The organism is Cronobacter sp. JZ38 (genome assembly GCF_008932145.1).
Taxonomy (GTDB): domain Bacteria; phylum Pseudomonadota; class Gammaproteobacteria; order Enterobacterales; family Enterobacteriaceae; genus Cronobacter; species Cronobacter muytjensii.
Genome location: NZ_CP017662.1, coordinates 126,602 through 140,329, shown reverse-complemented (window position 1 = coordinate 140,329; position 13,728 = coordinate 126,602). Strand labels below are relative to the sequence as shown.

Here is a 13,728-nt window from a genome sequence, read left to right as displayed (position 1 = left end):
GAATAAGACAAAATTTTATCATGCTGGAGATATACAAGGGGATATCGATCCATCAAAAGGGCGTGTTGGGTTAGATTTTAATCCTGCTAATCAAGGAAGTTTTTATGTTACAACTGACAAGGCTCAGATGACCGAGTGGGCGAATATGCGAAATCATCCATCCATAACAGAATTTGAAACCCCAAATTAAGAGTTGGAAAAATTAAACATAAAAACCTTTGATACGGCAAACAGCGAATGGGCTGACTTCGTAACGAAGGGACGAGCAAATACGTTAAATCATAATTATGAAGGTGTCAGTGGACCTATGCTCGCTAATCAAAGCGCAGCACGAGAAGGGGCTTCTCCGCGGCCCATAGGCCAACAATTAGCTGTATTCAATAATAAAGCAGCGAAACTATTTAATAAATACTAAAGTAATGGTTGTAAAAAATGATTAAAAACAACATTGCCGATGGAATTGTTTTTGAAGAAAATAGTTCGTCAACCAATAAAATAGTTTTCAATTTCCGCTCATGGGTGGCTGTTATTATCGGGCTTGTGGTTAAATGCACCGATAAAAGTAAGCAAGAGGCTGAGGGTTTAGTATTTAACTCACCTATAATATGTGGAGCATTAAATAATTATATGAGTGTGGCTTTGCGAAGCCATGAAACAGAATATCATTGGGCAATGACTATAGCTTATGGGGACAGGTATTGGGATAAAGATATTAGAGCAGAGGAACCGAATGATTATTTCGAATGGGAAAGCGAGTATAGAGAAAAAAATGGTCTTGCAAAGGAATCTTTCGAGTTTATTGATGGCTCTGAGTAAGTCTAATTATTGTTTGGTAAATTTACAGCGTGGAATTGTGAAATTTTAATTTGGTTTTTCTAATTTCTCAAGATAAGGTTTGGAGTATTAAGGTATGAGGCCTTTCAAATATTTTAAATCTCTGTTTGTCTTGAGAAGGTTCAAAGAGCTAAATCGATGTTTTTATCATGATTAATCGCATTTCTCAGAAAACTAAGCCAGGGTGGCAGTCTGCATAAATATGATTGAAGATTTTAGTGTGGATAAGACTAATCTTTACTGGACTGTTGATGCGAAAGAAGTGAGTTTACATATAGAGGGCCTTGATCAGGCTATACTTGATGATCATCGCCAGAAAGTTATTATGTTATGTAATGCCCAACCTCTTCCTGATAAGTTATTGGTGCTGGATGAAGATGGCAGCGAAGCTTTTTCTTTTTCTCCTCCGGATGGGGCTGTATTTTATTATTTAACGAAGAATGAAATGCGTGAGGTTTTGGTGGTGTGTGTTTTTCATGAAAAACTTGAAGGGTGGCATGATTGGCATTTTTCTATAGATATAAAAAATAAAAAACTTATCAAAAATTCGCCTGCTTATTAAACGGCATATAGTTAGATATTAAAGGCTCGCCTCAGGCATGCAATACAGAATTGTCAGGCGACGAGAAGGATTAAATAAAACAAGCTTCAATAAGTGTGGCAAAGTCCATAAAGCTGTATCTGATATTCCCGATGCGTCAGCCGAAAAAGCCATTGAGTTCCAGAAATCGCAATTAGGAAAAAAATCCTGGACCTTACGATATTCGCACCCGCCGTTGCCTTACGCATGTTATGGAAGTCCTTGCGGCGGGCGATGTAGATGTCCCTGATAGTGCGATGCGCCAGTATGGGTTTATTCAAAAGAAACTGGGTCTTAGTAAATGTAAGCAAAGGGGGGATTGATGCCAGGATTATGCCCAATACACAATGAACCTGAATACACTAACGTATCGAAAAAGGTTAAAGAAATACTCCATAAAAACAATCCCTTATCACAGTATCATTTTTGCCGACTGACAGTGCACAAATGGGAGGACGGGGTTGAAAACGGAGCCCATAATTACTTTCTTGAAAAAGAGGACGTGCTTACATTAGGGCTGCCGTTTGATACCGTTATTCATCTGAACGATAGAGATATAGCAAAGAAATTGCTTAACGACCGATTTGTCATTCAAAAGATGCGGCTGCTTTTATCGACCATTTGCATGCAGTGTATTGCTCCGTTAAAAGCGTTAAAATTGTGGCGTGATTAACAGCAAGGGCGCAGTGCGCTGCGACGCTTTTTATATGAACACGCTCCTCAGGTTTAACGCTCACTCAACAGGTTATTCAGCGGCGCGCCACGCGGGGGAATACAGGATCATGATGGCAATAAAGAACACTACCGCTGCCGTCGCCTTCCTGGTGGCGTTGAACTCTGCCAGTGCCGTGGCTGATATGCGCCCGGCTTCGCTGTGGGATTTTATTACCGCCCTGCGTTCATCTTTAGCGGATATCAATGTTGCGACGCTTAACCGCGCGCCTTTAAAATTTTATCTCATCTCGCAGAACGAGTACATCAATTTTTACGGCGCTGACGATGTCGCGTTTGCGGCGGCGGGAAGGGCTACGGATATTGAATTAAGGCTCAGCAGAGATCCGCAGGAGAAAACGCTGGTATGGATATCGCACTGGCAGGGCCCGTGCCTGACGCTTAACGACGTGAAACAGCATTACCCCGTATTGACGATAACCGACACCCCGCGCGGCCACTCGAAAAACGAAGTGACCAGCTACACCACGCCTGCCGGTGCGTCTGGCGAGGCCGTAACGTTCAGCTTCACCGTCAAAGCGCCTGATTGCCTGAGCGATGTCATTATTAGCCGGGGGGCGTAACGGCGGGCGCGCGTGCCAGCGGTATCGATTCGGCGTAATGCGTGCGCATCACCCCCTCAATACCCATTGCCACACGCCGCAGACGTATCCGTCTCACCGCTCCAAAACGCGCCTCGCCATACAATGAGCGGTAAAATAAGCCGGTATTTTCCCGACCCACCATAACTAGGGGTTTCCTTAAGTGAAATATTATTCTTTCTTATAAAGAATCCTTTCATCACGCGGTATTACAAAGCCAAACCTCTTTCCTTTATGAATATTTCAGCGCGTTATTAGTGACGCCCTCCATAAAAATACCCCGCCCTTATTCTGTTTTTATCCCAACTTTCAACCCGACCAAATATTGGAATAGGAATAGTCTGCATATGAAAAACAATGGCGGTTTTTTGCCGGGCGACTTATTGGTATATTTACACAGCGAGCGCGCGTCGGTTTTGTATAACCCGTAATAGCCGCTTCGTTATCTGACATTTCCTGATACGACTGGCCGCAGGCGACGTGTACGACACGAGCGTACCTGCCTCGGCGGTAGCCGTAGCCGTATTATGAAATTTCATGCAACCTGCGACGTGAATTAACTAAAACTGCAAAGTGTTTCTGGCAGAGTGTCTCCTGCGCTGTCAGAGCCCTGAAAATAGTGCGTCATTTGCTGCTGTGCTGTGATTGATGTAGAGCATAGCCTGCTGGACTCCGGCTCTGGTTTGCACCGCACAGACACATAGGGATGGAAGTTATGCTCAACCGAATCACCGTTCAGCTCCCGGTCGAGGGGCTGCTTTTCTGGAAACTCTCCGGGCGCGAGTCGCTGTCGGAGCCGTTTTTATTCACCCTGACGCTGCTCGGCACCGACGCACGCGCCGAGCGCAGCGCGCTGCTGGGCCAGCCGGTGACGGTGACCATCCCGACGCAGGCGCTGATGACGCCGCGCTACCTTAACGGCAAGGTCACCCGCGTGGCGGTGAGCGCGGTGGAGATGTCGGGCACCCGCTACGCGGCGTACGAGCTGACGGTGGAGCCGGACCTGTGGCCGATGCAGCGCGACCGCAACCTGCGTATCTTCCAGGGGCAGACGGTGCCGCAGATAGTGAAGACGCTGCTGGGCGAGAGCCGGGTGAACGTCGAGGAGCGGCTGTCGGGGAGCTACCGGGTGTGGGAGTACTGCGTGCAGTATCAGGAGAGCAGTCTCGACTTCATGAGCCGCCTGCTGGAGCTGGAGGGCATCACGTATCACTTCCGCCACGAGCAGGACCACCACACGCTGATTCTCACCGACGCCCCCGGCCAGTACGAGCCGTTCCCGGGCTACGAGACGATTCCGTACCACGTGACGCCGTCGGGCGGCACCACGGACGAAGAGGGCATCAGCCAGTGGGCGCTGGAGGACAGCGTGACGCCGGGCATCTACAGCCTGGACGACTACGACTTCCGCAAGCCGAACGCGTGGCTGTTCCAGGCGCGGCAGAACCCGAAATCGCCGCAGCCGGGGAGCATCGACGTCTACGACTGGCCGGGGCGCTTTGTGGAGCACGGCCACGGGGAGTTTTACGCCCGCATCCGCCAGGAGCGGTGGCAGGTGGAGCACCGCCAGACGCAGGGCACGGCGACGGCGCTGGGCATCGCGCCGGGGCACACGTTTGTGCTGCGCAACGCGCCGTTCTTCGGCGACAACGGGGAGTACCTGACCACCGTTGCGCACTACCACTTCGAGGAGAACCGCTACGCGAGCGGGGCGGACAGCAACACCATCCACGAGACGCGCTTTGAGGTGATACCGGCGGACGTGCCGTACCGCCCGGCGCAGAAGACGCCGTGGCCGCGCACGTACGGCCCGCAGACGGCGAAGGTGGTGGGCCCGCAGGGCGAGAGCATCTGGACGGACAAATACGGCCGGGTGAAGGTGAAGTTCCACTGGGACCGTCTGTCGAAGGGCGACGACACCAGCTCGGGCTGGGTGCGCGTCTCAAGCGCGTGGGCAGGCCAGGGCTTTGGCGGGGTGCAGATACCGCGGGTGGGCGACGAGGTGGTGGTGGACTTCATCAACGGCGACCCGGACCGCCCGCTGATAACGGGGCGGGTGTATAACGAGGCGAGCATGCCGCCGTGGGCGCTGCCGGCGGCGGCGACGCAGATGGGCTTTTTAAGCCGGTCGAAGGACGGCTCGCCGGACAACGCCAACGCCCTGCGCTTTGAGGATAAAGCGGGTGAGGAGCAGGTGTGGATCCAGGCCGAGCGCAATCTTGATACGAAAGTGAAAAAAGATGAGACCCACAGTGTCGGTGGCTCGCAAATACTTGCCATTAAGCAGGATTACACCGGCAAGGTGGAAGGCAAACACGAACACGCCATCCAGATGACGCGCAACGAACTGGTGGGTGGGCAGTACGACATCAAAGGCCAGGGCACGGTGACCGTTTCTTCCGCGACCAGCATCCGTCTGGTCACGGGCGATACGGTACTGGAGCTGGGTGCGAACGGCGAGGTCAATCTTTACTGCTCGAAATTCGCGATCAACGCCAGCGGCACAGGACAAATCAATACCGGCGGCACGCTTGATCTCAACCTCAAGGATCCGGACAAAGCGCCAAACGTCGCGCCGACGCCCGCAGACATTCAGAACGAAGTGGCAAAAACATTTAACCCCGACGGAGAAGGGCAGGCATGAGCGACGTGAAATATACGCTATCAGAAGGGACGCTGACGCTGCCGGAAGCCGTACAGGATCGCAGCATGACTATCCTGACATTACCTAAAGCGCGCGCGTCGCTGGTGCTGACCCGCGCGTGGGACGTGAAGCCTGGCGAAGAAGAAGCGTACCTGAAAAGCCAGGTTGCCAAACTCAAACGCGACATGAAAAAGTTCTCTGGCGGCGAAGTGGTTAATACTCAACTGGGCGGCAGGCCTGCACAGGAGGTGGCTTTGCGTTTTGATAATCACAGCGTGACCGTGTACGAGCAGTTAATCGCGACGATGCTTGACGATCATCTGCTGGTGATGGCGATGAGCCGCAACGCGCCCTTTGATGAAGACGCGATTGCGGTATGGGAATCCATTAAAGCGGGTCTGGAATTTACGCCGGGAGAGGGAGCGTAAGCGTGTCCGAACTGTTAGCTGCCCGTATTCACGATCCGCTGGTTCACAGCTCTCTGATTGCCGATGTGGTTAGCGGCGTGGTGGAGGGGGCCATCTGTCTCGCCGCGCTGGCGGGAGGCATGGCCCTCATGTCGAACCCGTTTACCGCTGTGATAGGCGTGGCGGTTATTGGTGTCGCCTATGCGACCGACTGGCCGGAAAAGATCGGTGATTTTGTCGGTAAGGGCGTTGACGCCATCAGCAACTTTTTTGGCGGGGGCGGCCCGCCCGATGCCACTATCAGCAGCGGTTCTCCCAACGTTTTCATTATGCGCAAAGCGGCAGCGCGCGCGGCAGGTACCGTCGATCATAACTATCTCAACAACCCCGTTCCGCAAGAGAGCTTTTTCGACGCCGCTAAAAAGATGGCGGTGGGCATGGCTATCGATATTCTTGAGCTGACGCAGATTACTATGCCCACCATGGATGAGATATGGGCGGGAACGAAAGCCGTCGCTAAAAACAGTGGAAGCACCATCAAAAACTTCGCGACCGGCGTCTGGGATAACCTCACCCAGCCGGTGGTCGAGGGCGCCAGCCCTTACGCCGAAGCTGCGCCGGGCGATACCGTCGATTGCACTAAAGGCCATATGGCCACCGGCACCAACTTTCTGGCGGAAGGCTCGAAAAAAGTGCTGATTAACGGGCAGCCAGCGAGTCGCAACGGCGACCGCAGCACCTGCGAAGCCAAAGTCCAGGTCAAAGAAAACTCCCGCGTGTACATCGGCGGCGAGAGCATCGTGGTGCGCGATATCCGCAGCGGTAAGAATTTCTGGGCGCGGCTTATCGGTAACGCCATCGGCAGCCTCGGGCCGGGGCTGCTGCGCAATCTCAGCAAAGGGTTGTTCAGGGCGATATTCAACCGTCGCATGGGCAAGATGTTCTGCTGCCAGCTTCTTTCTGATTTCACCATGGGGCTGACGACGATTGCCCTGCTTCAGGCGGGACGCATTGGCAGCGAATCGCGCCAGACGCAGCACCCGGTGGATATCGCCAGCGGCGCGAAAATCCTCGCGGGCGGCGAAGACCGCGATTTCACGCTGGAAGACCGCATTCCGCTCATCTGGCAGCGTGTCTACAACAGCCGCAATCTGGCGACCGGTATGCTCGGCACCGGCTGGCTGCTGCCGTTTGAGACCCGCTTCTTCCGCCTTGAGAACAACGAATTTATCTGGCGCGATATGTCGGGCCGCGATCTGGGCCTGGGCGAGCTGACCCCCGGCGACGTGGTGGATTATCTCGAAGACGGCGTTACGCTCTATTACACCGTCAGCGGCACGCTGATGCTCCAGATGACGAGCGGCGAATACCACGTCTACGAACCGGACCCGACGCGTCCGGGCGAGTGGCGGCTGTTCCGCATCTACGATCGTCACGAGAACTGCCAGTACTACAGCTGGGACGAGCACGGCAGGCTGGTGCGGATTTCCGGCGACAACGAAGCGCTGGATGTCGAACTTGCGTATGAGAAAACGCATGGCCGTCTCGCCAGCGTGCATCAGGTATGCAACGGCGAGCGCCGCCTGCTGGTGACTTACGGTTATAACGAACACGGCCAGTTGACTGACGTGACCGACGCGGACGGCATCGTCACGCGCCGCTTCGGCTGGGATCGCGCCAGCGACATGATGGGCTGGCACAGCTACTCCACCAACCTCAGCGTGCATTATCAGTGGCAGCCCGCCGCCGATGCGCCGAACTGGCGCGTGTACGGTTATCAGGTGCTGGACGACCAGGACAACGTGCTGGAGCGCTGGCGCATCGATGCCGACGAGGCGAAACGCTGCGCCACGGTAAGCTGCGACGCGGGTTTCTCGACGCGCCACTGCTGGGATTTCCTCTACCGCATCACGGAATACACCGACCGCCACGGCGGCGTGTGGCGCTACGAGTGGGCAGATTATGCCGAGCTGCTGACCGCGGCCACCACGCCGGACGGCAGCCGCTGGGTATATGGCTATGACGAGCACGGCAACCTGACGGAAGTGCGCGCTCCGCTCGGTAACAGCACGTTCACCACGTGGCACCCGGTGTTCGCGTTCCCGGTGAAGGAAGTGCTGCCGGACGGTGCCACCTGGCAGTACGAATACAACCCGCGCGGCGATGTGGTCTCGCTTACTGACCCGAAAGGCGGCGTGACGCGCTTTGAGTGGAACGAGCAGGGCGACCTGGTTCAGCAGACTGATGCGCTGAACAACACGCACCGGTTCTGGTGGAACGAGCGCGGGCAGCTGGTGCGCGACGAGGACTGCTCCGGCAACCAGAGCCACCGGCTCTACGACGCGGCGGGGCGACCGCTGAGCGCCAGCGACGCCGAAGGCAACACCGACCGCTGGACGCTCACCGCGGCGGGGCGTCTGCGCACCTGGCGGCGGGCGGACGGCCGTGAGACGCACTACGAATATGACAGCGCCGGGCTGCTGTGCGGGCAGGACGACGACGGGCTGCGCGAGCGCAAGGTCACGCGCAACGCGCGCGGGCAGGTGGTGAGCGCCGCCGACCCGGCGGGCCACCTCACGCGCCTGCGCTACGACCGCTTCGGCCGCCTGACGACGCTGGTGAACCCGAACCGCGAGAGCTGGCGCTTTGAGTATGACGCCACGGGCCGGCTGACGGGCCAGCGCGACTACGCGGGCCGCCTGACGGAGTACCGCCACGACGCGCTGGGCCAGGTGACGGAGGTGATTCGCCATCCGCTGCCGGGCAGCGGTGAGGCGCCGCTGGTCACCGCGTTTGAGTATGACGTGCTGGGGCGCCTGACTGCGCGGGAAACCGCCGACCACCGCACCGAGTACCGCCACAACACGCTGTCGCTGGAAATCCGTCGCGCCACCCGCGCCGAATGGCGCAGCGCGCTGCTGGAAGAGCGCGAACCGCAGTGGGATGCCGTACTCATCTTCACCCGCAACGCGGCGGGCGAGCTGGTGAGCGAGGAGAACCACGGCGGGAAGTTTGAGTACGAGTACGACGCGCTCGGCAACCTCAGCAGCACGCGGTTCCCGGATGGCCGGGAGCTGGCGGCGCTGCGCTACGGCACCGGGCACCTGCTGGAGATGCAGCTGCGCCACGGCGGGGCGACGCACACGCTGGCGGCGTATGGCCGCGACCGCCTGCACCGGGAAATCTCCCGCAGCCAGGGCGTGCTCTCGCAGGAAACGCGCTACGACACCGCAGGACGCGTCACGCAGCGCACGGTGCTGGATGCCCGCCGCGAGCTGGTGTTTGAACGCCGCTACCGCTGGGACCGCACCGACCAGATAGTCCAGCAGATACACACCGACGCGACGCCCGCCACGCCGGGCGAGAAGTACAGCCAGTACCTGTGGGGCTACGATGCCGCGGGCCAGGTGACGAAAGCCGTTGAACCGCAGAAGGAGGAACGCTTCTTCTGGGACCCGGCCGGCAACCGCACCGAAGAGCACCGCAACCCGGTGTGGCACAACCTGCTGCTGCGCCTCGACGGGCTGAAGCTGGATTACGACGGATTCGGCCGGCTGGTTCAGCGGCGGGACAAATCCGGCCTTATCCAGCAGTTCTCGTATGACGATGAGCAGCGGGTGAAGGAAATTATCTTCACCGGTCATGCGGAATACAGAAAGGTCGAATACCGCTACGACCCGCTTGGCCGACGTACTCACAAGATTCTGTGGCGTTACGGTGAGAAAGACCCGGAGACCATCCGCTTTGACTGGCAGGGCCTGCAACTGGCGGGTGAACAGAGCGACCGGGAGCCGGACCACTACGTTCAGTATGTTTACACCGAGGGCAGTTATGAGCCGCTGGCGCGCGTCGACAGCATTTTCGACGACTGCGAAATTTACTGGTACCACACCGAACTCAACGGCCTGCCGGAGCGGGTGACGGACGCGGACGGCCAGACCGTCTGGCGCGGGCAGTTCAGTACCTGGGGCGAAACAGAACGCGAGCTCAGCGTGCCGCAGTGGCAGGTGCCGCAGAACCTGCGTTTCCAGGGCCAGTACCTCGACCGGGAAAGCGGGCTGCACTACAACCTGTTCCGTTATTACGACCCGGTGGCGGGGCGTTACACCCAGATGGATCCGATTGGGTTAGCGGGCGGGATTAATACCTACAGTTATGTGGGTGATCCGCTGGTGTGGGTGGATCCGTTGGGGTTGAAAGCATGTAAACCTGAAAAATGGGATGTTAATTCTCATCAGGCAAATAAAAATGCTGTCAAAGGGTTAAATTTAGGCCTGGATTCACACCATGTTGGTCAGAAGAATATAATGAAGGATTTTATAGAAGGATATGATCCTGCGACAGCTCCAGCTATATTAGTACCACGTGTAGGTCATACAGTCTCCAAAGAAGGTGTGGGCATCGTATCGCGTAGCAGTATTAACAAGAAAACTGGTCTTCCTTTTACGAATGCTCGTGATGTAATTGCTAGAGATATTAGAGAGCTTAGGAGAGTATATCCGGATATACCAAATGCTAAATTGCAAGAGCTTATTGATTTAAATAAAAAAATGTATCCTGAACTAAGAAAGTGAGGAAGATATGAAGCTTGACCAGAAAGTTGTAGATTCAATATTTCGGGAGCTGCTTGAAGAGAATTCAAAGCGCTATAGGCAACTTCTAGATAAGCCAGCAAATAATGATGATGACACATATTCTCGTGCCAGGAATGCTCTTGCAAAACTCAGTGAAAAAGAGAAAGAATTTGTTTTTGCCTTTATAGATCTGGCTATTGCTGACAGTGCTTCAGTTATCTTTGGCACGCTTGATGGATCCCACTTTCCAGATGGAATAGAAGATGACTTTATCGTTACTTATAAAAATGAAGAAATACAAGGTAGCCTGCAAGATATTTTTATAGAAAAAGCAGAAGATAAAGGCGTTTATAAATAAGGATGTAGGGGCGACATGGGCGCCCCTGATTAATTAAAAGCAATTTAATTAGTGTCATGGATTTTACGGAATCGTAAATTAATGAGTATATGTCTTTTTATCTTTAATGTCTTAGTTGAATAGTGCTGTGATTGTTTTTGATAGATTAAGTATGAGGTCAAAAAGGCTGTTGTTATTAATGTGGTGCTCTGAAAATTTGTCTAATAGATTTTATAACCCAAACTCTCATGCCGTAAAGGATACTTAAAGATATGGGCTCCACAACACCATAGATTATCTGTATTTAAATTGACCAGCTTGATAAACTTCCGTTTGAATGCGTTTCGCCTGGTGAGTTTTTCTAAACAAATGTGTGAGATATTAAAAAAAGATGATAATTAAATCATCCTCAAGTTGGGTAATGAAATAAAGAAAATGTTGGGGTGATATTTTATGAACTCTAAGGAAATAAAGACCAGGCAAGATCTTATTGAACTTATTGAGTTCTTGTCTTCAGATGCGAAAGGCAATTTAAGTGAATGGGAAAATAAGGATTTACCTTCATATTTTGAAGCGATGGCATCCTGGATAGAAGACATGGATGGATATTATTTAAATAAAAACTTACCAGTCCCCGATGATAATGTTAATTGGGCATTTATTGCTGATATTTTAAGGGCTGCAAAGGTTTATGAGTAATTCTGTATCGGGAGGTTTATATCTCCCGGTTTATCCTTAGCCCACTAAACCCAAGGGTTCTTAACCTTCTTCATTACCTGCCCCACCTGATAGATCCACCCATCTAATTGCCATACGTCGTTGCATGAGTACAACGCGCGCGGCGACGTGGTTTCACTCACCGACCCGAAAGGCGGCGTGACGCGCTTTGAGTGGAACGAGCAGGGCGACCTGGTGAAGCAGACGGACGCGCTGGAGAACACGCACCGTTTCTGGTGGAACGAGCGCGGGCAGCTGGTGCGCGACGAGGACTGCTCCGGCAACCAGAGCCACCGGCTGTACGACGCGGCGGGACGACCGCTGAGCGCGGGCGACGCCGAAGGCAACACCGACCGCTGGACGCTCACCGCGGCGGGGCGTCTGCGCACCTGGCGGCGGGCGGACGGCCGCGAGACGCACTACGAATATGACAGCGCCGGGCTGCTGTGCGGGCAGGACGACGACGGGCTGCGCGAGCGCAAAGTCACGCGCAACGCGCGCGGGCAGGTGGTTAGCGCCGCCGACCCGGCGGGCCACCTCACGCGCCTGCGCTACGACCGCTTCGGCCGCCTGACGACGCTGGTGAACCCGAACCGCGAGAGCTGGCGCTTTGAGTATGACGCCACGGGCCGGCTGACGGGCCAGCGCGACTACGCGGGCCGCCTGACGGAGTACCGCCACGACGCGCTGGGCCAGGTGACGGAAGTGATTCGCCATCCGCTGCCGGGCAGCGGGGAGGCGCCGCTGGTCACCGCGTTTGAGTATGACGTGCTGGGGCGCCTGACCGCGCGGGAAACCGCCGACCACCGCACCGAGTACCGCCACAACACGCTGTCGCTGGAAATCCGCCGCGCCACCCGCGCCGAATGGCGCAGCGCGCTGCTGGAAGAGCGGGAGCCCGAGTGGGATGCTGTACTGGTCTTCACCCGCAACGCGGCGGGCGAGCTGGTGAGCGAGGAGAACCACGGCGGGAAGTTTGCGTACGAGTACGACGCGCTGGGCAAACTCAGCAGCACGCGGTTCCCGGACGGTCGCGAGCTGGCGGCGCTGCGCTACGGCACCGGTCACCTGCTGGAGATGCAGCTGCGCCACGGCGGGGCGACGCACACGCTGGCGGCGTACGGTCGCGACCGCCTGCACCGGGAAATATCCCGCAGCCAGGGCGCGCTCTCGCAGGAAACGCGCTACGACACCGCGGGGCGCGTCACGCAGCGCACGGTGCTGGATGCGCGCCGCGAGCTGGTGTTTGAACGTCGCTACCGCTGGGACCGCACCGACCAGATAGTCCAGCAGATACACACCGACGCGACGCCCGCCACGCCGGGCGAAAAATACAGCCAGTACCTGTGGGGCTACGACGCCGCAGGGCAGGTGACAAAAGCCGTCGAACCGCAGAAAGAAGAGCGCTTCTTCTGGGACGCCGCAGGCAACCGCACCGAAGAGCACCGCAACCCGGTGTGGCACAACCTGCTGCTGCGCCTCGACGGGCTGAAGCTCGATTATGACGGGTTCGGGCGGCTCACGCGCCGTCAGGATAAAAACGGCGTGGTGCAGCATTTCACGTATGACGATGAGCAGCGGGTGAAGGAAATCACCTTCACCGGTCATGCCGAGTTCAGAAAGGTGGAATACCGCTACGACCCGCTGGGGCGACGTACTCATAAGGTGCTCTGGCGTTACGCTGAGAAAGACCCGGAAACCATCCGCTTCGACTGGCAGGGATTACAGCTCGCCGGTGAGCAGAGCGACCGCGAGCCGGACCACTACGTTCAGTACGTTTACACCGAGGGCAGCTACGAGCCGCTGGCGCGGGTGGACAGCGTCTTCGACGACTGCGAAATTTACTGGTACCACACCGAACTCAACGGCCTGCCGGAGCGGGTGACGGACGCGGACGGCCAGACCGTCTGGCGCGGGCAGTTCAGTACCTGGGGCGAAACAGAACGTGAGCTCAGCGTGCCGCAGTGGCAGGTGCCGCAGAACCTGCGTTTCCAGGGCCAGTACCTCGACCGGGAAAGCGGGCTGCACTACAACCTGTTCCGTTATTACGACCCGGTGGCGGGGCGTTACACCCAGATGGATCCGATTGGGTTAGCGGGCGGGATAAATACTTATGCTTACGTTAAGAACCCATTTTCGTATATTGATCCGTTGGGATTAAAACCATGTGCGGCGACTAGTGAATTTGAACGCATAAATAATGGGAAAGTCTATAGAGTCATTAGGTCTGATGAAGATCCATTATCAGGCCTATCTTCACTTAATCCGAGTAATATAAAGACTGCTGCGGGACATGTAACTTCAGGAAGTCGTTCTCCATCG

General features: G+C 55.6%; 8 protein-coding genes and 1 pseudogene. All 9 read left to right on the top strand.

Annotated elements, in window-relative coordinates:
• Positions 1-432: 432 nt before the first annotated feature.
• Positions 433-816: a hypothetical protein gene (locus BJP61_RS00600; protein ID WP_171997577.1), complete on the top strand. Its 384-nt coding sequence runs from the start codon at positions 433-435 to the stop codon at positions 814-816.
• 238 nt (positions 817-1,054) lie between these two features.
• On the top strand, positions 1,055-1,396 hold the full coding sequence (locus tag BJP61_RS00595) for a hypothetical protein (RefSeq protein WP_171997575.1): 342 nt from the start codon (positions 1,055-1,057) through the stop codon (positions 1,394-1,396).
• An 800-nt stretch (positions 1,397-2,196) separates the two neighbouring features.
• The gene (locus BJP61_RS00590; RefSeq protein ID WP_171997573.1) at positions 2,197-2,709 is read left to right on the top strand and encodes a hypothetical protein; all 513 of its coding nucleotides are present in this window, start codon (positions 2,197-2,199) and stop codon (positions 2,707-2,709) included.
• A 733-nt stretch (positions 2,710-3,442) separates the two neighbouring features.
• Positions 3,443-5,371 (top strand): type VI secretion system tip protein TssI/VgrG, encoded by a 1,929-nt coding sequence (gene tssI, locus BJP61_RS00585; protein WP_171997571.1) that lies wholly within the window; start codon positions 3,443-3,445, stop codon positions 5,369-5,371.
• Positions 5,368-5,799 carry a DcrB-related protein gene (locus BJP61_RS00580; RefSeq protein WP_171997569.1) on the top strand — a complete coding sequence of 144 codons (432 nt, stop codon included), beginning with the start codon at positions 5,368-5,370 and terminating at the stop codon, positions 5,797-5,799. The genes tssI and BJP61_RS00580 overlap by 4 nt, the downstream gene beginning before the upstream one ends.
• A 2-nt stretch (positions 5,800-5,801) precedes the next feature.
• The gene (locus BJP61_RS00575) at positions 5,802-10,352 is read left to right on the top strand and encodes an RHS repeat-associated core domain-containing protein (RefSeq protein WP_171997567.1); all 4,551 of its coding nucleotides are present in this window, start codon (positions 5,802-5,804) and stop codon (positions 10,350-10,352) included.
• 7 nt (positions 10,353-10,359) lie between these two features.
• Entirely contained in the window at positions 10,360-10,710 is a 351-nt protein-coding gene (locus BJP61_RS00570) for a hypothetical protein (protein ID WP_161591558.1), read from the top strand.
• Between the two features lie 432 nt (positions 10,711-11,142).
• Positions 11,143-11,388: a hypothetical protein gene (locus BJP61_RS00565; protein ID WP_171997565.1), complete on the top strand. Its 246-nt coding sequence runs from the start codon at positions 11,143-11,145 to the stop codon at positions 11,386-11,388.
• Positions 11,389-11,511: 123 nt separating this feature from the next.
• Positions 11,512-13,566, top strand: a pseudogene (locus BJP61_RS00560) (RHS repeat-associated core domain-containing protein); the annotation flags it as partial.
• Positions 13,567-13,728: the final 162 nt, after the last annotated feature.

Excerpts from the sequence above, each read along its gene's own strand:
- BJP61_RS00600 (WP_171997577.1), top strand. The coding sequence starts at position 433 with ATGATTAAAAACAACATTGCCGATGGAATTGTTTTTGAAGAAAATAGT.
- BJP61_RS00570 (WP_161591558.1), top strand. The coding sequence starts at position 10,360 with ATGAAGCTTGACCAGAAAGTTGTAGATTCAATATTTCGGGAGCTGCTT.
- BJP61_RS00590 (WP_171997573.1), top strand. The coding sequence starts at position 2,197 with ATGATGGCAATAAAGAACACTACCGCTGCCGTCGCCTTCCTGGTGGCG.
- tssI (WP_171997571.1), top strand. The coding sequence starts at position 3,443 with ATGCTCAACCGAATCACCGTTCAGCTCCCGGTCGAGGGGCTGCTTTTC.
- BJP61_RS00565 (WP_171997565.1), top strand. The coding sequence starts at position 11,143 with ATGAACTCTAAGGAAATAAAGACCAGGCAAGATCTTATTGAACTTATT.
- BJP61_RS00580 (WP_171997569.1), top strand. The coding sequence starts at position 5,368 with ATGAGCGACGTGAAATATACGCTATCAGAAGGGACGCTGACGCTGCCG.